A 23,107-nucleotide genomic window follows, 5' to 3' on the forward strand; every position below is an offset into this window, starting at 1 on the left:
CATGAACAAGACAAAACCGTCACAACCTTCATCACGGCACGGAGCGCACGAACATGCAGAAGGCTTTCGCCTCACCCTCCCAAGCCGCACCGCTCGCAGGCAGCTACACCCGCATTGCCGATTTGACGCCACATCACGACACCCTGTGTTCGATGCGCCACCATCTTCATCGCCACCCCGAACTGGCGTATGAGGAAAATGCGACGGCGGCTTACGCCGCGCGGCAACTCGAGAGCTGGGGCTGGCAGGTCGCGCGCGGCGTGGGAAAAACGGGCGTCGTGGCAACGCTGAGCGCGGGCGGCGGCACGCGCAGCGTCGGCCTGAGAACCGACATGGACGCCCTTCCCATCGACGAAGCGACGGGACTGCCATACACGAGCGAGGCGCCGGGAAAGATGCACGCCTGCGGCCATGACGGCCACATGGCGATGTTGCTCGGCGCGGCCCAGCATCTCGCCGCCACGCGCAAATTTTCCGGCACGGTCCACCTGTTCTTTCAGCCCGCCGAAGAACACGGCGTGCAAAGCGGCGCCATGCAGATGATCGAAGAGGGGCTGTTCGAGCGGTTTCCCTGCGACGCGGTATTCGCCATGCACAATCACCCGGGCGCCGAGCCTGGCGTGTTCCTGCTGCGTCGCGGGCCGTTCATGTCGGCCTTCGACAAGGTCGTGATCGACATCGAAGGAATTGGCGGGCACTCGGCCCGACCGCACCTGAGCGTCGACCCGGTGGTCGTCGCGTCGAGCATCGTCATGGCGTTACAGACCATCGTCGCGCGCAACGTCGATCCGGCCCAGTCCGCCGTCATCACCGTGGGTTCGATGCACGTCGGGACGGCCAGCAACGTGATTGCCAGCAGCGCGCGGCTCGACATCAGCGTTCGCTCCTTCGACGACGGCGTGCGCGCCCTGTTGCTCAGACGTATCGAAGCGATCGCGCGCTTGCAGGCCGAGTCGTACGGTGCGACTGCCCGCGTGCAAACGACGGATGGCTACCCGGCCGTCGTCAACAGCAGTGAAGAAACCGATTTCGCCGCCGAGGTGGCGCGCGAACTCGTCGGCGAAAACAACGTCGTCGAACAGGCCGCCCTCGTCATGGGCAGCGAAGATTTCGCATTCATGTTGCAGCGCAGGCCCGGCGCGTTGCTGCGCATCGGCAACGGCACAGGCGAAGCGGCCCGCATGCTGCACAGCCCCCACTACGATTTCAACGACCGCAATCTGCCCATCGGCGCGGCCTTCTGGTCAAGGCTCGTCGAGCGCTATCTCGGCCGCCAAACGCACACCGCTGTCTGATTGACCGAATCCATTCATCGAATACAAGGGCGATTGTGAGTACCCCTCAACCTATCTCCGGGCTTCCGGCACACGATGCCGAGCGCCATGCAGCAATGCACGCTTCAGCACGCGTCAGCCGCCGCGAACTCTTCGCTCACGAGGAAAACCGCGCGCTTCAGATCAGCCCCGACGGCGCGACGCTGTCGTTCATACGCAGCGGGGCCGGCGCGCCGAACGTCTGGCTCGCAGCGCTCGACGCGCCACACGACGCCAAGCCGATTACGTTCTTCAGCGGGCGCGGCGTATCCGAATATCGCTGGACACCCGATTGCCGCCATCTACTCGTCATGAAAGACGTCGCGGGCGAAGAGCACACGCAATTGCATGCCGTCGATGTCGCGACCGGTGCGATACGCGACCTCACGGCCGACCCCGCCGTCAAGACGAAACTTCTTTCGGCTTCGGCCGGCTTGCCGGACACAGCGCTGGTTGCATTCAACTCCCGCGACGGCCGCTATTTCGACGTCTATCGCGTCGATCTGTTGACAGGCGTGCGCACGCTGGTGCTGAAAAACGACGCCCGCTACACAGACTTCATCGCTAGCAGCAGCGGACGCTTGAGAGTGGCCGTGCGCGTCAATCCGGAAGACGGCTCTTCGACTTACTTCGACCTCTCGACTTCGCCCGCGCGCGCCTTTCTAACCGTACCGCTGCGGGCGCTGCGCAGTTCGAAGGTGCTTAGCGTCACCGCGCGCGGCACGCTCGTCATGCTGTATGCGTTCCAAAGCGATCTGGCCAACGTGGTGGAGGTGGACATCGAGACAGGGGCGATACGCCAACTGGCGCAAGCACGCACTGCCGACATCGTGGATGTGCTGGACGAGCAGGGGTCCGGCGCGATTCTGGCCTCGCGTGAAGATCCCCTGGTCGGCGTGTGGGAAGTGCGTTCGCCGCAAGTGGAAATCGATTTCGCGTTGCTCGGCGCGCAAGCCGGTACGTCGTTCAAGATCGTTTCGCAAACGCCGGATGGCCAGCGCTGGCTGGTGCAGATCGCCTCGCAACATCGCCCCGACGACTACGCGATCTGGAGCCGCGAGCGCCGCCAGTTGACCCGGCTCTTTTCGAGCCGACCGACACTGGAAGCGCGCGAACTCGCGAGTACCACGGCCATCGAGTTCCGCGCCGCCGACGGTCTGCGCATAACCGGCTATCTGACGCTGCCCGCCAATACGCCCCTCGACCACGGCCGCCCGCGCGAGCGACTGGCGCTCGTGCTCAACGTGCATGGCGGCCCGTGGCTGCGCGACGAATTCGGTTTCAACGCGGAAGCACAATGGCTTGCGGCGCAGGGCTACGCGGCGCTGTCCATCAATTTCCGCGGCTCGTGTGGCTTCGGCAACGCCTTCATGGAAGCCGCCGACGGCGCATGGTCGGCGGCCATGCACGACGATCTCCTCGACGCCGTTCAATGGGCGATAGACCAGGGTATCGCCGACCCGCAAAAGGTCGCGATCTACGGTCTCTCGTATGGCGGCTATTCGGCGCTCGTCGGGCTTGCGTTCACCCCCGGCGTGTTCGCCTGCGCCGTCGATATCGCAGGCCCGAGCAACCTGGTTTCACTTCTTGGCGCCATGCCTGCGTGGTGGACATTCCAGCGCCCCCAGTTCGCGCTGCGCATGGGCGACCCGGCCTCGGCGGCCGGGGAAGCCGAATTGCGCGAACGCTCGCCCATTTCGCGAGTCAGTGCGATCACGCAGCCGCTGTTGATCGCACAAGGGACAAACGATCCGCGCGTGAGGGTCGACCAGTCCGCGACGATCGCAGCAGCGCTCGCCGTCCGCAAACGACCGGTTACGTATCTGCTGTACCCGGACGAAGGTCACGAATTCGAAAAGACCTCGACGCGCCTTTCTTTCTACGCCATCGCCGAGCATTTCCTGGCGGCTAGCCTGGGCGGCGTGGCCGAACCCTATGGAAGCGATCTCGACACTTGCAGCATGAGTGTCGAAACGGGCATCGAACTCGTGCCCGGCCTTGACCACGCCCTCGCTGGCCGACAGATGCCACGGACGCATGGCAACAACCCTTGACCCGTGTCCCCCACAGAGAAAACGAATGAAGAACTCAGAGCAACACGCACGAATCCGGCAGACCGTCCTCGCGTTCGCACTGGTGGCAAGCTATAGCCTCGCCCACCCGGCACACGCCGCCGAAAAGGAATTAAACGTCTATAGCTGGTCGAGCTATCTGGCGAAAGACACGATTGCGAATTTCCAGAAGCAATCCGGCATCCACGTCCGCTACGACACCTACGACGATAACAACACGCTCCAGACGAAGCTGCTATCCGGCAACACGGGCTACGACGTGGTCGTTCCAACGTCCGCCTTCATGATCCGCCAGATGCGTGCGGGTATCTTCCAGACGCTGGACAAGACACAAATTCCGAACCTCAAGAACGTCGATCCGATCTTGATGAAGAAACTCGCGGAAGGCGGCGACACCGGCAACCAGTACGCAGTGCCCTACACGTATGGCACCGACGGCATTGGCTACAACGTGCAGGCCGTCAAGAAAGCGCTTGGCGAGAACACGGTGGTGGATAGCTGGGCTTACCTCTTCGACCCGGCCAACGCCGCCAAATTGAAGTCGTGCGGCATCTCCCTGCTGGACCAGCCGGGAGATGCGTTCGCAGCGGCATTGCAGTACCTGAGGAAAAGTCCCGCGACCACCAATCCGGGCGACATCCAGGCCGCGTTCGAGGTGCTGAAGAAGATTCGCCCGTATGTCACGCAATTCAATTCTTCGAGTTATCTCAGCGACCTCGCCAACGGTGACGTCTGCATTGCGCTCGGGTATTCCGGCGATGTCGGCACGGCGAGCCGGCGAGCGCTGGAAGCGAAGCGGCCGTATGAGATCCGCTACGCGACCTTGAAGGAAGGCGGCCTGCTTTGGGTCGATACGATGACCGTGCCCAAGGATGCGCCTCACGCGCAGGCCGCGATGCAGTGGATCAACTACATTCTCGACCCCAAGGTCAGCGCGTCGATCAGCAACACGACGTCCTATCCGACGCCGGTCAAGTCAGCGCGCGCGCTCCTGAAGCCGGGGTTTGAACAGGATACCGCGATCTACCCGACTGACACTGCGCTCGACAACACGACGCTCGTGCAACCGCTTCCGCAGGAGATCACGAAGCTGGAAGGCCGCCTCTGGGCGAAGCTGAAATCCGGACAATAATTTGATCCCGCCGGGCACGCGCGGGAACCCACGATAACGATCATGAAAAAGTCGAACAATAACGTTAGTATTCCTCACATTAATGGAGTGAGAATCGGGAGATCTTTCGTTGCGATGGCCGTTCCACTGCTGTCCATGGCAATGTCTTCCCCCGCGTGGTCGCAAAGCCGCGTCACCCTCGCCGGGGTCATCGACGAAGGGTTGAACTACACGAACAACGCATTCGGCACTCCGGCGTGGCAAATGCAAAGCGGCGACGTGCAAAGCAGCATTTTCACGCTGAGCGGCGTCGAGGACCTGGGCGGTGGCACGAAGGCCACCTTCACGCTTAAAACGGCGTTTTCCGTGAACAACGGAGCACGGGTGCCGGGCCGCTATTTCGTCGGCCTCGCGAATGACCGGTACGGCGCGCTCACGCTCGGCCGCCAGTACGACTCCATCGTCGACTTTCTTTCGCTGACGACAGCGGCAGGCAATTGGGGCGGCACGCTCTTTGCGCATCCGCTCGACGCCGACAATACCAACTCGTCGTTTCACATCAACAACGCCGCGAAGTACATGAGCCCGGATTTCGGCGGCTTCCAGTTCAGCGCGACCTATAGCTTCAGCAACGATACGAGCTTCCTGTATAACAGGCAGTACAGCTTCGGCGCACAGTACAACCACGGTCCATTGCTGATTGCCGCCGGGTATTTGCAGGCCAACCAGCCCGGCGAAGGCGTGAACGGTACGACGCCCCCGGCGGATGCCAGCTTCGGAGCGGACCTCGTGCGCATTGCGGGCGCGGGCATCAATTATCAGCTAGGCCACGCGACACTCGGATTCGTGTACACCTATACGCGCGTTCAGCACCCTGTTTATTCGGGCTGGCTATTCGATCAATCTGGCAATCTCCTGCCAATCAGCCCGCCAGGCGAAACGTTGAATGCGCTGAATTACCAGAACTTCGAGCTCAACGGCAGTTATCAGTTCACGCCTGGCTTTTCGCTAGGCGCGAGCCTGACCTACACGCTGATGGACTACGAGGCGTCCACGGGCACCCAGAAGCCCAAGGTCGTTACCGCAGGCGTGATGGCCGACTATTTTCTTTCGAAACGCACCGACGTCTATTTCCAGAGCGTGTTCCAGCATGTCGGCGGCGACCAGACCGGCAGCCTGCTCGACCATGCCTATGTGCTCGGCGCGGCGGGGGTGTCGACGACCGCCAATCAGGTGGTCGTGCGCGTGGCGATGCGGCATCGGTTCTGAGGCTGATTTGCACCCCAAGCTCACCCCGCCTCAAGCATCGTCTTCATCTGCTTCGCATCGCGTTTGGGCGGCGCACCGAACATGCGCGCGTATTCGCGACTGAACTGCGATGCACTTTCATATCCCACTGCGAATGCTGCCGCTTCGACCGCCATCGATTGCGACATCATCAATCGGCGCGCTTCGAGCAGCCGAAGCTGCTTCTGGTACTGCACGGGAGTCAGCGAAGTCAGCGCCTTGAACTGTCGATGAAACGCCGAGCGACTCAATTGCGCCACGCCGGCGAGTTCGTCGACGTGAACAGGCGCGGCATAGCGCTCACGCAACGCGCGGATCGCGTTCATGACGCGCTGGGAAGGACTGTCCGCGAGGGCGAAACGCGCCACGTCCCCGCCATGAGGCCCGGCGAGCAACCAGTAGCCCATCTCGCGGATCACCAGCGGTGCCACGGTCGGGATAGCGTCGGACGTGTCGAGCAGACGGACGAGCCGCAACGCGCAGTCCGCGAGCGGGCCGCCAAAATCCGTCACGAGCACGCCGCGAACGCTTTCTGAAGCAGCCTTAGGCGAATGGGCCATCTGCTCGACCACACTGCGCAGCATCGCCAGGTCGAGTTCGACGATCAGCACGAGACACGGTGCGTCGGGTCGCGCTTCGAAAACACGCCCGAGCGAAGGCGCCTCCACGCCGACGACGAGCGCTTGACCCGCGCGATATTCGAGCCTGTCTGCGCCGAACGTCGCCCATTTCGCACCTTGGGCGACGACGCAAATGGCCGGGCTCGCCAGTCTGTACGTCGGTGGCGTGGGATTGTCGGACCGCAGAATGTAGACGCCGTCGATCGCGGTTTGGTAAGGACTGGGCGTGGGCTGACGTTGCGTGTAACGCAGAATCGCTTGAGCGAGCGGGTCCGACATAGGTTGGGAAGGTTTCAGATGAGATGGGTTGAATCGGGCAGGGTCAATCAAGCATACGCCCGCCGGAGCACAATCAGGCAAAAAACAGGCGATTTTCGGCATTCAACTCGCGGCCCTCATGTCCATAAAATCGCTTCACATTCTTTTCGTTAGAGGTCAAGCATGGCACAAACCATTCAGGACGTTCCCCACAAGATTGCGATTGTCACGGGCGGCAGCCGCGGGATCGGTCGCGACACCGTATTGCGCCTGGCGGCGCGCGGCGTGCGCTCGATCTTCACGTACCAATCGAACGAGGAGCAGGCGCAGGCGGTCGTCGCACTGACCACGGAGGCCGGCGCGCCCGGCGTCGCGCTTCAACTCGATACCGGTGTGGCCGCTCGCTTCGACGATTTTGTCGCACGTGTGCGCGAAACGCTCGGCACGATGGGCGCCGAGCGTTTCGATTATCTGGTCAACAATGCGGGGACTGCGTCCACCGCGAGCTTTGCCGCGGGGACGGAAGCCGAACTCGACGAGCAGTTCGCCGTCCATTTCAAGGGCGTCTTCTTGCTCACGCAGAAACTGCTTCCCCTGATCAACGACGGGGGGCGGATCGTCAACGTGTCGTCCGGGCTGGCCCGATTCGCTTTTCCCAACCGGGCTGTCTATGGGCCCATGAAAGCCGCCGTCGAAGCGCTCACGCGCTATATGGCGCTCGAATTGGGGCCCCGCCGCATCGCCGTGAATGTCGTCGCCCCCGGCGCGATCGCCACCGATTTCAGCGGCGGCATCGTGCGCGACAATCCGCAGGTCAACCAGGCGGTCGCGGACCACACGGCGCTGGGTCGCGCAGGCCTTCCGCAAGACGTGGGTCCCGTTATCGCCGCGCTGCTATCGGACGAGTTCGGGTGGGTCAACGCCCAGCGCATCGAGGTCGCCGGAGGCATTCACATCTGATCCGTAGAGCCTCGTTCTAGCGGATATCGTCGCCGTCCCAGGGCGGTTCGTCACCGAACGACGCGGCAAGGTGATCGACGAAGCGGCGCACTTTGAGCGGTATGCGCCGCGCACTCGGATAAACCGCCTGGATCTCCAGATCGGCCGCGCGGTAGGCGGGCAGCAGCGCCACCAGTTCGCCGCGCCGGATGGGTTGCGCGAAAACGAAGGTCGGACCGTAAGCGACACCGGCGCCGGCAAGCGCAGCGGCAAGCAGCATCTGCGTATTGTTGGCGGCCATGCGGCAAGGTCCGTCGATGACGTGCGCGCGGTTTGCGCTGTCGAACAAGGTCCAGTCGTCGGAAGACACCGCCTCGCTGAAGGCAAGGCGCTGCGCGCGCCGTAATTCGTCGGGCTTGCGCGGCGTGCCATGACGCGCCAGATACGCAGGCGACGCGCACACGACCATCCGGCAGGCCGCGAGGCGCCGCGTGACGAGTCCGGCGTCCTGCTGCCGTCCGATCCGGATCGCAACGTCTACGCGCGCGCCGATGAGGTCGACGTACCGGTCTTCGAGCTGCGCTTCGACGCTCACGTGCGGGTGCGCCTCCAGAAAGCGTGCGACGGCCCCGCCCAGATGGAGCGCGCCGAACGTCACCGGCGCGGCCACGCGCAGCACGCCGCGCACCGTGCCTTGCGCATCGCTCGCTTCGCGATTCGCTTCGTCGAACGCTTCGAGAATTCGCTTGCTGCGCTCGTAGTAGGTGCGACCGATATCGGTCAGGCTCAGGCGCCGCGTGGTCCGCTGTAAAAGCCGCGCGTTCAGTTCAACCTCGATTGCGCTTACGTGCTTGCCGGCCATCGCCGGCGAGAGCCCGAAGCGCCGCGCCGCCGCGGCAAAGCTGCCCTCCTCCACAGCGGCGACGAATACGCCGAGGCTAGTCAGTCGGTCCATGCGCCCTCCATTCGATAGTCTCATTATCGACTGACGACACCCGGCCGGCAATTATCAAACGATGCACTCAATTCTATTATCGGGAAACCACCTCACGGAGAAAGCCCGAAAAATGGAAATCGAAACGAATGGCACGCGGATTCACGTCAAGGACCAGGGCAGCGGCGCGTTGGCGCTGGTGTTCCTGCATTACTACGGCGGCTCGTCACGCACCTGGGATGGCGTGGCCGCTGCCTTGCCCGACCGATATCGAATCGTCGCCACCGATCATCGCGGCTGGGGCGATTCCGCTGCACCAGCCGATGGCTACGGCATCGCGGATCTCGCGGCGGACGCCGAGGGCGTGATCGAGGCGTTGGGGCTTGAGCACTACGTCCTTGTCGGCCATTCGATGGGCGGCAAAGTCGCGCAATGCATCGCTTCGCGCAGGCCCGGCGGACTCGAAGGGCTCGTGCTCGTTGCACCCGCGCCTCCCACACCCGCCGTGCTCACCGACGAGCAGCGCGCGACCTTGGCCGGCGCGTACCAATCGCGCGAATCGGTGGAATTCGTGATCGATCATGTTCTGAGCGCCCGCCCGCTCGACGCCACCCTGCGCGAACAGGTGATCGAGGACAGCCTCAAGGCCGCGCCGCAGGCGAAGGCCGCGTGGCCGAACGTGGCCATGCTCGAAGACATCGGCGCAGCGGTGACTTCGATCGACGTGCCGACGATCGTGGTTTGCGGCGAGCATGACCAGGTGGACCGCGTTTCAACGCTTCAGGCAGAACTGCTGCCGCGAATCCCGCATGCGCAGATGCACATCCTTCCCGGCACAGGGCATTTGTCACCGCTGGAGGCGCCGGGCGAGCTGGCGCGGATCATTGCGCGATTTGTCGCCGCGATCGAGGACAAAACCGCGAGGTGAAGCACGTTCAGTCCACGAGGCGCAAATCGGTTCGCGCTTTTATGCAACCTTAAGGATGACGAATCTAATGCGCAGACGCAGGTATGTTCACACCGCGCTTTTCGCGATCCGCGCTTTCAGCGCCTCGATGACCGCGCGCACCTTGCCCGACGGGTAGCTCGTAGGTGGAAAGACGGCCTGCACGCTGGAAGGCACGCAAGACCATTCGGGCAAGAGCCGGACGAGGTCGCCGGACGCGACGTCTGCACGGATCGAGAAGTCGGTCAGCGAGGCAAAGCCGCCACCCGCGAGCACCGCTGCGCGGGCCGAGGTCGCGGTGTTCACACTTAGCGCGTTCGTGCAGCGCACGCGGCGCACGGCTTTGTCGTCGGTGAGCGCGCCCGCCCCGTGCCGCAAGCCGGAGCGCGTCAACTCCAGCGTGGAGGGATGCCGCAGCACGGTCATCGCGATATGCGGCAAGGCGGCGAGCGCCTTCAGCGACCGTGGCATGCCGTGCCTCGCAACGAAAGCGGGGCTCGCAACCAGCCATCGCCCGTAGCTGCCGAGTTTCACCGTGCGATAGTTCGAGTCCCGCAGATTGCCGAGCCGCACGGCCAGATCGATCCCCTCGCCAATCAGATCGACGTAGTGATCGGCGCAGATCAGTTCGATGTCGAGCTCCGGATACGTGGCGCGCAGATCGACCAGTGCGGGCGCAACGATCTGCGCGCCGTAGTCGACCGGCGCGCTCACGCGCAGCGCGCCGCGCGCGGGCGAGGCCTCGCCCGATGCGGCCGAAAGCGCCTCTTCCGTCATCTGCAAGATGCGGCAACTGGCGTCGTAGAACGCGCGGCCAGCGTCAGTCACGGAAAGCTGCCGCGTGGTGCGCGCGATCAGGCTCGCGCCAACCTCGCGTTCGAGCCGCTGCATATGCGCGCTCACCATCGTCTTGGCAATGCCGAGCCGCTCGGCCGCCGCCGTGAGCGAGCCGGCCTCGACCACGGCGACGAACACCGTCAGCCGGTTCAGATTCACGTCGCGCACGTCGGCCATCGCGATTGTCCACTTTGGATAGAAAATGATTGCAAGCTTAGCAGTCTTCTCGCGCGTGCCGTCATTGCCTAATCTGGGCGTTCGCTGCCGCTTCCTCCTGCGGCGCTTTCGTTATGGAGAATGCGATGCCCGCTCTGAATCCCGCTTCTGCTCCCACTGTTCGAGCCACCACGCCGATTCGCCTCTACACCACCCCGCTTTCCGGCCACGGACACCGCGTCCGGCTGTTCCTGTCCATGCTCGGCCTGCCGTTCGAAATCGTGCCGGTGGATCTCGCCGTGGGCGAGCATCGTCAACCTGCGTATCTCGAGCTCAATCCGTTCGGCGAGGTCCCGACCATCGTCGATGGCGACACGGTGCTGTTCGACTCGAATGCGATTCTCGTTTATCTGGCGAAGCGTTACGGCAATCCGTCGTGGCTGCCGGACGATCCGTACGGCGCGGCAACCGTGCAACGCTGGCTGTCGCTCGCGGCCGGTCCGATCGCGTTCGGCCCGTGCGCCGCACGTCTCGTTCACGTCTTCAAGCGCGACCTGGATCTGGCGCGCGCGCAGGACATCGCGAAGACGCTGCTGCCGCTGCTCGACGCCGAACTCGCGCACAAGCCGTTCGCCGCCAGCGATCACGTGACGATCGCCGATATCGCTGCGCACACCTACATCGCGCATGCGCCCGAGGGCGGCGTGTCGCTGGAGCCGTATCCGCATTTGCGCGCGTGGCTGGAGCGCGTCGCCGCGCTGCCGGGCTTCGTGGCCATGCCTGCCACGAAAGCGGGTCTGCTCGCCGCCTGAGCGGCACGTGCAGGCCGCCCACGAGGAGCCATCGTGACCGCACTCTCCGAACCGAATCCGCACCGCGTAGTCGGCCCGTTTCACGACGGCGAGCGCGAGGCCCAATTGCGCGCGGGCGTGGCCGACGTCGCGCTCGAAAACGGCTCGCGCGGCATTCGCGATTACATGCCGGACCAGCATCGGGCGTTCTTTGCAATGCTGCCGTTCATGGTGTTCGGCGGCGTCGACGCAAGCGGCCAGCCGTGGGCGACGCTGCGCGCGAACACGGCTGGATTCGTGTCGACGCCCGACAGCCGCACGCTGCGCATCAATGGCGGCGCGCTGCCGGGCGATCCGCTCACGGGACGCTGGACGCCCGGTGCGCGCATTGGCGGTCTTGGCATCGAGCCGCACACACGTCGGCGCAACCGCGTGAATGGCGTGATCGAAACGGTCGACGGCGACGTGGTCACGCTCGCGGTGAAGCAGAGCTTCGGCAACTGCGCGAAGTACATCAACGGACGCGAACCGGTGTTCATAGACGATGCAGTGACACACGCCACGGTCGAGCGCGCCGATACACTGGCCGATGACGATCGCGCGCTGATCGCCCGCGCCGATGTATTCTTTATCGCGACCGCCAATCTCGACGACACAGCCGGTGCCGCAGGCGGAGCCGACGTGTCGCATCGCGGCGGCATGCCCGGCTTCGTGCGGATCGACGACGAGCGCACGCTCACCGTGCCCGACTTCAGCGGCAACCATTTTTTCAACACGATCGGCAACCTGTTGCGCGACGAGCGCGCGGGACTGCTGTTCGTCGACTTTGCTCGCGGCGATCTACTGTATCTGGCCATGCGCGCCGAGGTGATCTGGGACGGCCCGGAGATCGCGCAGTTTCCAATGGCGCAGCGGCTAGTGCGGTTCAGGCTGACCGAAGTGCGCCGCGTGCGAGCCGCATTGCTGTTGCGCTGGTCGGCGGTCGACTATGCGCCGCAATTCAAGGAATCCTCAACGGCATGGCGTACGCTGCGCGTGGCCGGGGTGCACGACGAATCTCCGTCGATTCGTTCGTTTTACTTCGAACCGGTGGACGGTCGGCCGCTCGCGCCATTCGAAGCGGGTCAGTATCTTCCGCTGCGCGTGACGATGCCTGGATCGGACAAGCCGCTCATGCGCACCTATACGCTCTCCGCGGCGCATGACGCGGCACACCCGACGCGCTACAAGATCAGCGTCAAACGCGACGGCGCCGTGTCGCGCTGGCTGCACGAGCATGCAAGCACTGGCTCGCTCATCGACACGCTGGCGCCGCGCGGCTCCTTCAAGCTCGATACACGCAGCCCGCGCGCGATCGTGCTGGCTTCGGCGGGCATCGGCATCACGCCAATGCTGGCGATGCTCGACGCGGCGCTGGCGCTCGAACCGGAACGCCGCATCCATCTGTTTCATGCTACGCGCGGTGAGCACGAAAGACCGTTCGCCGCAGCGCTGCGCGATATCGAACGCGCGCACGCGAACGTGTCGGTGCACCTGTACGATAGCGCCGCGCAGCACGATGCGCCCGATGGCGACAGGCTTGCGGGCCGCGTGAATATCGATGCGTTGCGTCGCTTCTTGCCGTTCGACGACTACGACTTCTATCTGTGCGGCCCCGAAGCTTTCATGCGCGACCTGTACGACGGCCTGCGCGCACTGAATATCGCGGACGAACGTATTCGCTTCGAAGCGTTCGGGCCGTCGAGCTTGAAGCGAGGTCCGGCTCGAACGGCCGTTGACGAAAACGTTGCAAGAGAGCCGACGAACGGCGTACCGGTCACATTCGCACGCACGGGCAAAACGGTGTCCTGGCAGCCGCAGCAGGGCTCGTTGCTGGACACCGCCGAACGCTGCGGTATCGACGCGCCGTTCAACTGCCGATCGGGAACGTGCGGTACGTGCGCCGCGCGCGTGCTAGCCGGTAGCGTGGAATATGACGAGCAGCCGGAGTTCGAAGTCGAGGCGAACCAAGCGCTGATTTGCGTCGGGCATCCTGCGACGGGCGGCGTGACGCTAGATCTTTAGGATGTCACAGCAAGGGTAAAGGAGAATGTTGTTAGCGCTCAATGGCCGATGTGTGGAGCCGCCGCTGCCCGCGCACCCGGTGCAAAACCATGCCTGCGCGCACGCCAGGCAATGGCGAGCGCCACCAGCGACAGCAAAACCAGCGCCCAGGGAAATGAGCGCGCGCCAAAGTTGTTCAGCAGCACCCCGCCCAGTACGCCCGCTCCGGCGATGGCGCCGTTCCAGGCCACGACGTTCATCGACAGGGCGGCATCGGCGCCCTCGCCGGCCGTGTCGGCCAGCGCCGTTTGCAGCAGCGTCGCCGCGCCGCCGAACGTCAGCCCCCAGATCGCGACTCCTGCATAGACGATCTGCGGAACCGTCGCGAACGCGCCGAACAACACCGACACGAGACCGAACGTCGCGAGACTCACCAGCACCGAACTGCGCAGGTGACGATCGACCAAACGCCCCGTGACCCAGATTCCGGCGAGCGCCGCCAGGCCGAACGTCAGCAGCACCACATCCAGACTCTCCAGCAACCCGGCCTGCGCGACAAACGGCGCGATATACGTGTAGAGAATGTTGTGCGCGAGCATCCAGGCAATGACGGTCGCGAGCACGGGTCGCACGCCTCGCGTGAAGAACACGTTTCGCAACGGCATGCGCTCGTGTGTCGCCTGCCCCGGGAAATCGGGCACCTTGGCGAGAACCCACACGATCAGCACTACGGTCATCGCCGACATGATCCAGAACACGCTACGCCAGCCGAGCCACGTGCCCAGCCAGGTGCCGAGCGGCACACCAAGCGAGAGCGCGATCGGCGTGCCGACCATGGCGAGCGCCATGGCCTGCCCCTGCTGATGCCCGGCCACCATTCGCCGCGCGTACCCGGCAAGCAGGCTCCAGGCCAGTCCCGCCGACATGCCCGCCATGAAGCGTGCGACCAGGGTCAGCGCGTAGTTCGAGGACAGCGCCGTGATCGAATTGAACACGAGAAAGCCGATGATCGTCATCAGCAGCACGCGACGCCGGCGCCAGCCGCGCGTGGCCAGCGTCAACGGTATCGCGGCGACCAATGAACCCAGCGCGTAAGCCGTCACCATCTGACCGGCGAGTGATGGCGAGATGCCCAGACCGCTTCCGATCTGGGGCAACAGGCCAGCAGGCAACGTTTCGGTCATGATGCAGATGAACCCCGTCATCGCCAGCGCCAGCAAGGCCAGCACGGGCAGGCTGCGGGAATGCACCCGCACGGGTGCCGTGGATGTGTTCACAAGGAATCCTTTGTCGAAGAGAAGTCACATGCCGCGTTTGCCGGTTGGGCCCCGCTCACGCACAATATATATACTGTTCGATACAAATGTAACGGCGACGTAACACACTTGTCAACGACTTCTGTATCGAATACTATTTATATGAGTGACAAAGAATCTAGTGCAAAAGGAGGGCGCGATGGCGCAAATGGGCAGACCCCGCCAGTTCGACCGGGACCACGCCATCGAACAGGCGTTGCATTTGTTCTGGGAACAGGGCTACGAAGCCACATCGCTTAGCCAGCTCAAATCCAGCATCGGCGGCGGGATCTCCGCACCCAGCTTTTACGCGGCTTTTGGCTCGAAAGAGGCGCTATTTCATGAGTGCGCGCAGCGCTATCTGTCGAAGTACGCGATCGTGAGCGAGCCTCTGTGGGACACGACGCTGAGCCCGCGTGACGCTATCGAAACGATGCTGCGGGCTTCGGCAAAGATGCAATGCGAGCGCGGTCATCCGAAGGGCTGCATGGTCGCGCTCGGAGTGATGAGCGCGCCGTCGCCCGAAAACGCTGCGGTGACTCAAGCGCTCACGCAGTCGCGCGCGCGAACCCGCGCCGGGATCAAGGCATGCGTGGAGCGCGGCATCGCCAACGGCGAACTGGCCGCCGATACCGACATTTCGAGCGTCGCCACCGTGTTCGACAGCTTCCTGACCGGCATCTCGACACTCGTGCGCGACGGTGTGGGGCTGCGGGTCATCAACACCGCCATCACCTCGATCATGAGCGCGTGGGACGCGCAACAGCGCCCCGCTCGAACACGCTAGAAGCGGCGCAAGAGCGTCGGCGTCACGCAGCCGCGGCGGGCGTCGACGGCCGGCAGCCCGAGGTCTTCAGCGCCTGCGCCACCACGTCGGCGAATAGCCGCCGAAACCAGATGGAACGTCCGTCCATCTGGTCGGTTCGACGGTATAGCACCGAGATCGGCTCCATCGGCAAATCCAGCGGCGGCAGGCACACTTCGAGACCGTGGAGCCGCGCCATGCAATGCGCGATCGTTTCCGGCACCGTGGCGATCGCCGGAACCGACTGCAATACCGGCGCAACCGCAGTGTGACGCGACACGCCGGCAACGACGCTGCGCCGGATTCCCGCGCCATCGAGAAATGCGTCGATGCTTGTCGTATCGTTACCCTCCGACGAAACGATGACGTGTTGCGCCTTCACGTACTGCTCGATGCTCAACGGCAGCGTCAACTTCAACTGCTTCGGGTCATAAAGGCAAACGAAACGCTGATCGAACAAAGCGTCCCGGATATGCCAGGAAGCAGGCTCTTCGTGAACGGCAACACTGAAGTCGTACGCACCCCGCTCGAGCAGCGCGACGGAATCACGCTTCGTTGATGCAACGGCCACGACGCGCGCATGTGGCGCCAACTCGCGAATGCGCGCCGTCAATACGCCCAAAAACGCCATTTCGAAGTTATCGCACATCCCGACGCGGAATTCGCCTCGCCACGTTGCAGGGTCGAACGCCTGCGGCGGCCGCACGGCGCGCTCGATTGTCGAGAGCGCGCCGGCAATTTCGGGCGCAATCGCCAACGCCCTCGGCGTGGGTTCCAGCCCTCGCCCGACACGCACGAACAACTCGTCGTCCAGCGCTTCACGCAGGCGCCGCAGCGCGCTGGAAAGCCCGGGCTGACCGATGTACAGACGCTCGGCCGCCCGGCTCACGCTTTTCTCCTCCATCAGCACGGAGAAAACATGAAGCAGATTCAGGTCGAGCTTGCGTAGCGTTGCGTCTTTCATTGCTGCCAGAGATAGGTGCCATTACTACGTTCAATTTGTCACATATGTACCGACAAGTCAATATGTCGGGAAAGGTGATTCACCGCATGACAAATTCAGAACGGAGTAACGGCATGATTCGATTAGCTATCCTTGACGACTACCAGGGTGTTGCACTGCAAAGTGCAAACTGGTCCGAAGTGGAGAAGATCGCGAAAATCACCGTGTTTCGCGACCATTTGACGGATATCGACATGCTGGTGGAAAGGCTGCAACCGTTCGACGCCATCTGCGTGATGCGGGAACGCACGCCCCTTACCGCCCCCATCCTGAGCCGACTGCCCAACCTCAAGTTCATCGGTTCAAACGCGCCTTACAACGCCGCGATCGACCTGGACGCCGCGCAACGACAGGGCGTGGTTGTCAGCGCAACCAGGGGCCGGGGCAATGGTGCGCCCGAACTAACGTGGGCCTTGATTCTCGCGGCGGCCCGCCATATTCCCGCCGAACATGCGTCGATGCGCAACGGCGGATGGCAGGTAGGCGTCGGAGCCGACCTCGAGGGCAGCACGCTTGGTCTTCTCGGTCTGGGCAAAACCGGCGCGCGCGTTGCTGCAATCGGTCGCGCCTTCGGCATGCGGGTTCTGGCGTGGAGTCAGAACCTCACGCCGGAAGCCGCCGAGGCGGCGGGGGCAACGCTTGTCGACAAGACCACTTTGCTGCGCGCGGCGGACTGGCTTTCGATTCATCTGGTCCTCTCGGCGCGCACACAGGGCATCGTCGGCGCACCGGAACTGGCATTGATGAAACCGCATGCATGGCTGGTCAATACTTCGCGCGGGCCACTGGTCGACGAGACGGCGCTCATCCATGCGCTCACCCGACGGGCAATCGCCGGAGCGGCGCTTGACGTGTTCGACACCGAACCGTTACCCGCCGGCCACCCGTTTCGCACGTTCGACAATGTGCTCGCCACGCCGCATATCGGCTTCGTCACGCACGGGACGTACAAGGTGTTTTACGAAGAGACAGTCGAGAACGTTCTTGCCTGGTTGCGCGGCTCACCTGTGCGCGTCATGTCGAAATAACCCCGGCGCGAGCGATCGCCGCCACTCTCCTCAGCAACTTCTACGCGCCTCTCTCGCCTGAGAGCAGGAAGGACCTATCTTGTTCAAAATCCGTGTTGCGCCCGCTAAATCATGGCGGCCGCGCAAGCCGACGCGCGTCAGGGCGGTGTCATGAGCGCCCCGCATTCGAAATCGGCGTCTACCGCGCAGCCGCCAACCCGCGGCCTCATCCTGCTGCTTTCGGTGGCGACCGGACTCTCGGTCGGCACCCAGTACTACAACCAGCCGTTACTCGGCCTGATCGCCGATGCGTTTCACACAGGCGCCGATGCAAGCCTCGTGTCGACCGCTACGCAAATCGGCTATGCACTGGGCCTCGTATTACTCGTGCCGCTGGGCGACAGAATCGATCGACGGCGGCTGATTTTGCTCCAGTGCTTCGGTTTGATACTGGCGATGGCGTCGGCAAGTGCGGCGCCCGGACTCTACAGCCTGGCGTTCGCCTCGGTGCTGGTCGGCATATTCGCAACGATCGCCCAGCAGATCATTCCCCTCGCTTCGGAGCTCGCGTCCACAGACAGCCGCGAACGCATCGTTGCGGTTGTCACGAGCGCGCTGCTTATCGGCGTGCTGCTATCGAGAACAGTAAGCGGATTCGTCGGCGCCTGGTTCGGCTGGCGCGCGATGTTCGTGCTGGGCGCTGCGCTCGTTTTACTGATGCTGCTGGGACTGGCGGCACGGCTTCCGCGCAGCAGGCCCGCATCACGCGAACCCTACGTCGAACTGCTGCTTTCGCTGTTCGTGCTCGTGCGCGATGAGCGCGAACTGCGCCGCGCGTCGCTGACGCAGAGCCTCCTTTTCTTCGGCTTCAGCGCGTTCTGGACGATTCTCACGCTGCTGTTGCAGGGGCCGAAGTTTCAGTTGACCAGCAGCGCCGCCGGCATGTTCGGCGTGTTCGCTCTTGTCGGTGTCGTCGTCGCGCCCTATGGCGTACGCATGGCGGGTGAAAGCGCCGGCCGCATCGGAGCGGCACTTGTCACGGCAAGCTTCATTCTGATGATTGCCCTCGTCAATCTCGTCGGGCTTGTCATTGGAGCAGTCCTGATGATTGCCGGACTGCAAATCTCCCTCATCAGTAATCAATCGCGAATCCTGGCGGCCGCTGGGTCGGCACGCGGACGCTACAACACGGTATTCATGGCCTCGCAATTCAGCTTCGGCGCTGCGGGTTCGAGCGCGGCAAGCTTCGCGTGGAGAACCGGCGGCTGGACCGCAGTGATGGCAATGGCTGCGGCCGCTTCCGTAGCGGCGCTGGCGCTGCAAATCGGCCGTCGTCACAAGTCGCGGCTCGACGCGCAAATGGCTTCATCCACTCATCGAGAATTCACGACTCAGGAGAAACAGAAGTGATTGAGGAACACCGGATTGGCGAATTCACGCTGATTACCCTGCTGGACGGCATTTTTCTCTGCGGTACGGAGATGATTCGCGCCGCGGCCTCGGAGGAAGGCGCGGAACTGTTCAAGAGCGCTGGGCTTCCCGCATCGGGGCCGTCTCCCGAGCCAATCAATGCGTTTGCATTGAAGAGGAACGACGAACTATGGCTTATCGATGCAGGCTGTGGTCGTGAGCTCGGACCGCGCTTCGGCAAAGCCCCCGAGGCCTTGCGCGCGGCAGGGTACACGTTCGACCAGGTACAAGGCATCATCCTCTCTCATCTGCATGAAGATCATGTTGGAGGACTAATCAATGAGGACGGGCTTGCGTTGTATCCGAACGCCACACTATTCCTTTCGGAAGAGGAATGGGCGTTCTGGACCGATGCGACGTCGCCGGAGCAATATCCTCGTATGGCGGAGGCCGGTTTGTTCCGGCTGGCAACGTCGGTGCTGGAAGCCTATGCGGGACGCGTGACGGCATTGCCCGCGAATAGCGAAGTCATCCCCGGCGTGTCGCTCGTGCCGCTTCACGGTCATACGCCTGGCCACAGCGGCGTGCAGATACGCGACGCAGACCAGCAAGTACTCATCTGGGGCGACGTCATTCATTCGACGTTACTGCAATTGCGCTATCCGGACTGGAGCATAGGCTTTGACGTGGACCCGCAGCAGGCAGTCCGCACTCGCGAGCGGTTGCTCGCGCAACTCGCCACCGAAGACACGCTGGTGGCAGGCCCGCACGTCACCGGGATTGGCCGGATACGTAGTTGTTGCAGCGGCGGATACCGGCTGGACCTGAGCAGGTATCAATAGCCGGCTCGCAGGCGCGGGCCGGGACTTCCCGTGCCCGCGAACCGGGCCTCAGAAGTCGATCTGCGCGGAAACCAGTACGGTGCGCGGCGCGGCGTTCGTCACGTAGGTCCCCTGCTGGATCCAGTAGCGGCTGCCAAAGAGATTCTGGACGTTCGCGCGGAACACGACATCCTTTGCCGCAATCTGCGTCTCGTAACGCAGGCCCACGTCATATCGCGTCCACGCGGGTAACCGCAAGGCATTGCTCGAATCGTAGTACTGCGCGCCCGTGTGGATAATGCGGCCATTGACGCTCAGCCCCTGCACCCAGGGCAGATCGTAGTCGGCGCCGAGGTTGAAGGCGAACTTCGGCACGCCGCCCGGTTCGTTGCCGTCCTGCGCGCCGCCCGCCGTGCCCGAAAGCTTCGGGTCGTAGAAGGTCGCGCTCGCCATCAGGCGCAGGCTGCGAAACACCTCGCCGTAGGCGGACAGTTCGAGACCGCGCACACGCGTCTTGCCGTTATATCCGTAGATTTTCGTCGTCGGATCCATAACGGCGTTCGGCTGCGAAATCTGGAATATCGCGGCCGAGGTCATGACGTGGCCCCAGTCCGCCTTGACGCCCGCTTCGTACTGGTTCGACTTGTACGGCGCGAACGCTTGACCCGCGTTGGCGGCTTCGGCCGGCGCCGTGCCGCCGTTCGTGAGACCCGATGTGAAATTTCCGTACACCGAAATATTCGACAATGGCTTGAACACGATGCCCGCGAGCGGTGTGATCGCCTGCTGGTCGATCGAGCTTTGCTGCAAGCCGGTGGTCGGGTCGTAGTTGTCCTGCCCAATCGTCTGTCGGCGGAAACCGCCCGTGATGAGCAGACGGTCGTTGAAGAACGACATCGTGTCGATGACCTGCTGGCTGTTCAGGCGCAACTGCGAACTGCGTTGCGCGTCGCCGCGCGCGACGTCCATGGGGGCAAGCGGCGTGGGATTGTAGAGGCTAGACGCCACGGCGGTCGAGCCCAGCGCATAGAAGTAGCCGATCTCCTGATTCAGGCTCGTGATGCCCGTGACCAGTGTGTGCTTGACGCCGAAGGTGTCGAAGTGGAAGCGAAAGCCTGCGTCGACGGTCTTCGTGCGCGTGTACTGGTCGTAGTAGCCGTTGTACACGTTGAACGCGCCGGCGGAGGTCATATCGGCCGCGTACGGGAAATTCTGCGCCGACGTGCCGTAATGCTCGCCCGCCGCGCCGTACACGGTTACGTGCGGGTTGATGTCGTACTCGAGGCGCGTCATGACGGCAGTGTCGCGCAACTTCAGCTTCGAACCGGGATAAAGGTTGCTGTAACCCGACGGCGCGGCCGGTACGGCGGTTGCCGTGCCGAAGCCGATCTGCGAGCGAAACTCATCGGTGTTCTCCGCGACGTTATAGGCGTCGAACGACCAGCGCAATTGTTTGCCGCGATAGTCCAGGCCGATCGAGCTATCGCCCTGAAGCTGGTTGCCGTGCGCGATGCCGGTTTGCCCGTCGTTGATCTGACCGTTGAAGCGCACGCCCCACTGGCCCTCGTCGCCGAAACGGCGGCCAATATCGGCAGCCATGCCGAACTGTCCCTTCGACTGATACATCGCCGTGAGACGCGTGAGCGGTTCGTCGTCCGCACGCTTGGTGACGATGTTGATGGCGCCGCCGACGCTACCGCCCGGCCCCATGCCGTACATGAGCGAACCCGGGCCTTGCAGGACTTCCACACGTTCGAGCAAGTTCACCGGTACGCGTGCGGCCGAGACCATGCCGTACAGACCGTTGAGCGCGACATCGGTCGCCTGTACGTCGAAGCCACGAATCTGGAACACGTCGCCAAAGCCGCCGCTGCTTTGCTCCGTGCGCACCGATGCGTTGTTGACGACGACGTCGCCGATCGTACGGGCCTGCGTATCGCGGATCATCTGATCGGTGTAGTTCGTCGTGCTAAATGGCTGGTCCATCACGTTAGATGTGCCGAGCACGCCGATGCTGCCGCCTCGTGCCACCTGGCCCCCCGTATATGGCGCGGGCAATTCCCCAGGGGCCGCCGCGGCCTTGACGACGACCGCAGGCAACACGTCCGATTGCGAAGCGGCACTGCCTTGCGGCGCCGTGTCCTGCGCATAAGCGCTGGCCTGCAACGCCGCGGCCGCGGCCAACCCGACGAAAAGACGATCGACTGCCGACGATACCGCTGTGCGGCGATTGGCGTTTTGCTGCGTTCCCCGTTGTGGCATGGCGTGTTTGTTGTTCCCTGAAGACCGGTCGATGACCCGAAATGTGCTCGATTACATACTTAAATACGACTCATTCGCAATTGTAAATTACTCATCGAGCATCGGATACAAGAAACTGACGCGTCGCTCATGGCTGTTGTGGCGGGGCGACGTTCCGGAGCTTATTTGGCTTAAGTCCTGGCGGCGACTCGTTCTCCGGTCACGGCTGTCAACGCGGCGAAATATACGCGAGAATATATCGAGGCAACGTGCATCCTTGACGTCACGGTTGTGATGACCGGCGTCGATGCATTCAGTGCGTTGAATCAAGTGATAACGGGAGCGACATCTGGTGAGCAGCGAAAACAAGCAGGCGGTCGGCGAGCACTTTTCGCTCGCCGCCATGGAACACGCCCGTGTGATGACCTGGAAGGCGGTCGATCAGATCGCCGCCGCAATCCGGCCGGGCATGCACGAATCCGAGGCCAATGCACTGGGTAAAGCGATCTTGCAGGAGTTGGGTATGGACCGGATCTGGCATCCCGTGCTGATCCGCTTTGGCGAGAACACGCTGCGCATCTTCAAGGAGCGCTCGGTTGGCGACCCTGTGCTGGGCGAGAACGATATTTTCTTCATCGATCTGGGCGCGGTCTGGGACCGTCACGAAGGCGATGCGGGCGCAACCTTCGTGACCGGTAGTGACCCCGAGATGCAGGCTTGCGCTCGCGCTGCGAGGACGATCTACGACGAAGTCGCCATTCACTGGCGCGGCACCGGATGCAGCGGCATCGCGCTGTACGACTATGCCGCCAAACGCGCCCGCGTGCACGGCTGGAAATTGAACATCGACATCAAGGGTCATCGCGTAAGCGACTTTCCGCATGCGATCTACAAGGCGGGCGACCTCGGCGAGTACGACGCGCAGCCGGCGCCTGGGTTGTGGATCCTCGAAATCCAGATTGCGCACCCCGAGCGACCCTTCGGGGCGTTTTACGAAGATCTGCTCGCGTAGTGTCACCGAGGCTGATAAAGCAAAAAAGCCGTCCATAGGACGGCTTTTTTTATATCGCGCGGTGCCTTGCTCGCACACGCATTTCAGACACGTAAACGCCAGAACCCCGGTTCTCTTTCGGAGACACCGGGGTTCTGGACTTGCTGCATAAGGAGCCTGACGATTACCTACTTTCACACGGGCAATCCGCACTATCATCGGCGTGG

General features: G+C 63.2%; 19 protein-coding genes. 13 read left to right on the forward strand and 6 right to left on the reverse strand.

Going from position 1 to position 23,107, the window contains the following annotated elements:
- The first annotated feature begins 53 nt into the window (after positions 1-53).
- The 4 genes from C7402_RS44870 (at position 54) to C7402_RS44885 (ending at position 5,765) form a co-directional block, all read left to right on the forward strand.
- Entirely contained in the window at positions 54-1,295 is a 1,242-nt protein-coding gene (locus C7402_RS44870) for a M20 aminoacylase family protein (RefSeq protein ID WP_244315104.1), read from the forward strand.
- Positions 1,296-1,390: 95 nt separating this feature from the next.
- The gene (locus tag C7402_RS44875) at positions 1,391-3,367 is read left to right on the forward strand and encodes a S9 family peptidase (protein ID WP_116615132.1); all 1,977 of its coding nucleotides are present in this window, start codon (positions 1,391-1,393) and stop codon (positions 3,365-3,367) included.
- A 25-nt stretch (positions 3,368-3,392) separates the two neighbouring features.
- Complete coding sequence (locus tag C7402_RS44880) at positions 3,393-4,517, forward strand: polyamine ABC transporter substrate-binding protein (RefSeq protein ID WP_116615133.1); 1,125 nt, start codon at positions 3,393-3,395, stop codon at positions 4,515-4,517.
- Between the two features lie 135 nt (positions 4,518-4,652).
- A complete protein-coding gene (locus tag C7402_RS44885) occupies positions 4,653-5,765 on the forward strand; it encodes a porin (RefSeq protein ID WP_244315105.1) in 1,113 nt (370 codons plus the stop codon).
- A 20-nt stretch (positions 5,766-5,785) separates the two neighbouring features.
- Here the strand turns inward: C7402_RS44885 and C7402_RS44890 are convergent, their stop codons facing one another.
- Complete coding sequence (locus C7402_RS44890) at positions 5,786-6,784, reverse strand: AraC family transcriptional regulator (RefSeq protein WP_244315106.1); 999 nt, start codon at positions 6,782-6,784, stop codon at positions 5,786-5,788.
- A 60-nt stretch (positions 6,785-6,844) separates the two neighbouring features.
- Here C7402_RS44890 and C7402_RS44895 point away from each other — a divergent pair, with 60 nt between their 5' ends.
- Positions 6,845-7,621, forward strand: a complete 777-nt coding sequence (locus C7402_RS44895; RefSeq protein WP_116615136.1) for an SDR family NAD(P)-dependent oxidoreductase — start codon at positions 6,845-6,847, stop codon at positions 7,619-7,621.
- A gap of 16 nt (positions 7,622-7,637) precedes the next feature.
- On the opposite strand, the gene C7402_RS44900 is transcribed toward C7402_RS44895, so the two are convergent.
- Entirely contained in the window at positions 7,638-8,555 is a 918-nt protein-coding gene (locus C7402_RS44900; RefSeq protein WP_116615137.1) for a LysR family transcriptional regulator, read from the reverse strand.
- Positions 8,556-8,667: 112 nt separating this feature from the next.
- On the opposite strand from C7402_RS44900, the gene C7402_RS44905 reads away from it, so the two are divergent.
- Positions 8,668-9,462: an alpha/beta fold hydrolase gene (locus C7402_RS44905; RefSeq protein ID WP_116615138.1), complete on the forward strand. Its 795-nt coding sequence runs from the start codon at positions 8,668-8,670 to the stop codon at positions 9,460-9,462.
- An 87-nt stretch (positions 9,463-9,549) separates the two neighbouring features.
- On the opposite strand, the gene C7402_RS44910 is transcribed toward C7402_RS44905, so the two are convergent.
- Positions 9,550-10,494 carry a LysR family transcriptional regulator gene (locus C7402_RS44910; protein WP_116615139.1) on the reverse strand — a complete coding sequence of 315 codons (945 nt, stop codon included), beginning with the start codon at positions 10,492-10,494 and terminating at the stop codon, positions 9,550-9,552.
- Between the two features lie 134 nt (positions 10,495-10,628).
- Here C7402_RS44910 and C7402_RS44915 point away from each other — a divergent pair, with 134 nt between their 5' ends.
- A complete protein-coding gene (locus C7402_RS44915) occupies positions 10,629-11,285 on the forward strand; it encodes a glutathione S-transferase family protein (protein WP_425273827.1) in 657 nt (218 codons plus the stop codon).
- Between the two features lie 33 nt (positions 11,286-11,318).
- A complete protein-coding gene (locus C7402_RS44920; RefSeq protein WP_244315107.1) occupies positions 11,319-13,328 on the forward strand; it encodes a 2Fe-2S iron-sulfur cluster-binding protein in 2,010 nt (669 codons plus the stop codon).
- Positions 13,329-13,366: 38 nt separating this feature from the next.
- Here the strand turns inward: C7402_RS44920 and C7402_RS44925 are convergent, their stop codons facing one another.
- A complete protein-coding gene (locus tag C7402_RS44925; protein ID WP_116615152.1) occupies positions 13,367-14,512 on the reverse strand; it encodes an MFS transporter in 1,146 nt (381 codons plus the stop codon).
- 259 nt (positions 14,513-14,771) lie between these two features.
- Between C7402_RS44925 and C7402_RS44930 the strand changes: the two genes are divergently transcribed.
- Positions 14,772-15,389 (forward strand): TetR/AcrR family transcriptional regulator, encoded by a 618-nt coding sequence (locus C7402_RS44930; RefSeq protein ID WP_244315108.1) that lies wholly within the window; start codon positions 14,772-14,774, stop codon positions 15,387-15,389.
- A gap of 22 nt (positions 15,390-15,411) precedes the next feature.
- Here the strand turns inward: C7402_RS44930 and C7402_RS44935 are convergent, their stop codons facing one another.
- Positions 15,412-16,371, reverse strand: a complete 960-nt coding sequence (locus tag C7402_RS44935; RefSeq protein WP_116615142.1) for a LysR family transcriptional regulator — start codon at positions 16,369-16,371, stop codon at positions 15,412-15,414.
- Positions 16,372-16,484: 113 nt separating this feature from the next.
- Here C7402_RS44935 and C7402_RS44940 point away from each other — a divergent pair, with 113 nt between their 5' ends.
- The 3 genes from C7402_RS44940 (at position 16,485) to C7402_RS44950 (ending at position 19,669) form a co-directional block, all read left to right on the forward strand.
- Positions 16,485-17,438 carry a D-2-hydroxyacid dehydrogenase family protein gene (locus tag C7402_RS44940; RefSeq protein ID WP_116615143.1) on the forward strand — a complete coding sequence of 318 codons (954 nt, stop codon included), beginning with the start codon at positions 16,485-16,487 and terminating at the stop codon, positions 17,436-17,438.
- Positions 17,439-17,549: 111 nt separating this feature from the next.
- A complete protein-coding gene (locus C7402_RS44945) occupies positions 17,550-18,827 on the forward strand; it encodes an MFS transporter (RefSeq protein WP_208949105.1) in 1,278 nt (425 codons plus the stop codon).
- Positions 18,824-19,669 carry an MBL fold metallo-hydrolase gene (locus C7402_RS44950; RefSeq protein ID WP_116615144.1) on the forward strand — a complete coding sequence of 282 codons (846 nt, stop codon included), beginning with the start codon at positions 18,824-18,826 and terminating at the stop codon, positions 19,667-19,669. The genes C7402_RS44945 and C7402_RS44950 overlap by 4 nt, the downstream gene beginning before the upstream one ends.
- A 48-nt stretch (positions 19,670-19,717) precedes the next feature.
- On the opposite strand, the gene C7402_RS44955 is transcribed toward C7402_RS44950, so the two are convergent.
- Positions 19,718-21,910, reverse strand: a complete 2,193-nt coding sequence (locus C7402_RS44955; protein WP_116615145.1) for a TonB-dependent receptor — start codon at positions 21,908-21,910, stop codon at positions 19,718-19,720.
- 382 nt (positions 21,911-22,292) lie between these two features.
- On the opposite strand from C7402_RS44955, the gene C7402_RS44960 reads away from it, so the two are divergent.
- Complete coding sequence (locus C7402_RS44960) at positions 22,293-22,901, forward strand: M24 family metallopeptidase (RefSeq protein ID WP_425273828.1); 609 nt, start codon at positions 22,293-22,295, stop codon at positions 22,899-22,901.
- The last annotated feature ends 206 nt before the right edge of the window (positions 22,902-23,107 follow it).

This window comes from Paraburkholderia unamae, from assembly GCF_003096875.1.
GTDB classification, from domain to species: Bacteria; Pseudomonadota; Gammaproteobacteria; order Burkholderiales; family Burkholderiaceae; genus Paraburkholderia; species Paraburkholderia unamae.

Bases quoted from the DNA above. Each gene is read 5' to 3' on its own strand.
- C7402_RS44870 (WP_244315104.1), top strand. From the start codon at position 54: ATGCAGAAGGCTTTCGCCTCACCCTCCCAAGCCGCACCGCTCGCAGGC.
- C7402_RS44875 (WP_116615132.1), top strand. From the start codon at position 1,391: ATGCACGCTTCAGCACGCGTCAGCCGCCGCGAACTCTTCGCTCACGAG.
- C7402_RS44880 (WP_116615133.1), top strand. From the start codon at position 3,393: ATGAAGAACTCAGAGCAACACGCACGAATCCGGCAGACCGTCCTCGCG.
- C7402_RS44885 (WP_244315105.1), top strand. From the start codon at position 4,653: ATGGCAATGTCTTCCCCCGCGTGGTCGCAAAGCCGCGTCACCCTCGCC.
- C7402_RS44890 (WP_244315106.1), bottom strand. From the start codon at position 6,784: ATGCCGAAAATCGCCTGTTTTTTGCCTGATTGTGCTCCGGCGGGCGTA.
- C7402_RS44895 (WP_116615136.1), top strand. From the start codon at position 6,845: ATGGCACAAACCATTCAGGACGTTCCCCACAAGATTGCGATTGTCACG.
- C7402_RS44900 (WP_116615137.1), bottom strand. From the start codon at position 8,555: ATGGACCGACTGACTAGCCTCGGCGTATTCGTCGCCGCTGTGGAGGAG.
- C7402_RS44905 (WP_116615138.1), top strand. From the start codon at position 8,668: ATGGAAATCGAAACGAATGGCACGCGGATTCACGTCAAGGACCAGGGC.
- C7402_RS44910 (WP_116615139.1), bottom strand. From the start codon at position 10,494: ATGGCCGACGTGCGCGACGTGAATCTGAACCGGCTGACGGTGTTCGTC.
- C7402_RS44925 (WP_116615152.1), bottom strand. From the start codon at position 14,512: ATGACGGGGTTCATCTGCATCATGACCGAAACGTTGCCTGCTGGCCTG.
- C7402_RS44930 (WP_244315108.1), top strand. From the start codon at position 14,772: ATGGGCAGACCCCGCCAGTTCGACCGGGACCACGCCATCGAACAGGCG.
- C7402_RS44935 (WP_116615142.1), bottom strand. From the start codon at position 16,371: ATGAAAGACGCAACGCTACGCAAGCTCGACCTGAATCTGCTTCATGTT.
- C7402_RS44940 (WP_116615143.1), top strand. From the start codon at position 16,485: ATGATTCGATTAGCTATCCTTGACGACTACCAGGGTGTTGCACTGCAA.
- C7402_RS44945 (WP_208949105.1), top strand. From the start codon at position 17,550: ATGGCGGCCGCGCAAGCCGACGCGCGTCAGGGCGGTGTCATGAGCGCC.
- C7402_RS44955 (WP_116615145.1), bottom strand. From the start codon at position 21,910: ATGCCACAACGGGGAACGCAGCAAAACGCCAATCGCCGCACAGCGGTA.
- C7402_RS44960 (WP_425273828.1), top strand. From the start codon at position 22,293: ATGGAACACGCCCGTGTGATGACCTGGAAGGCGGTCGATCAGATCGCC.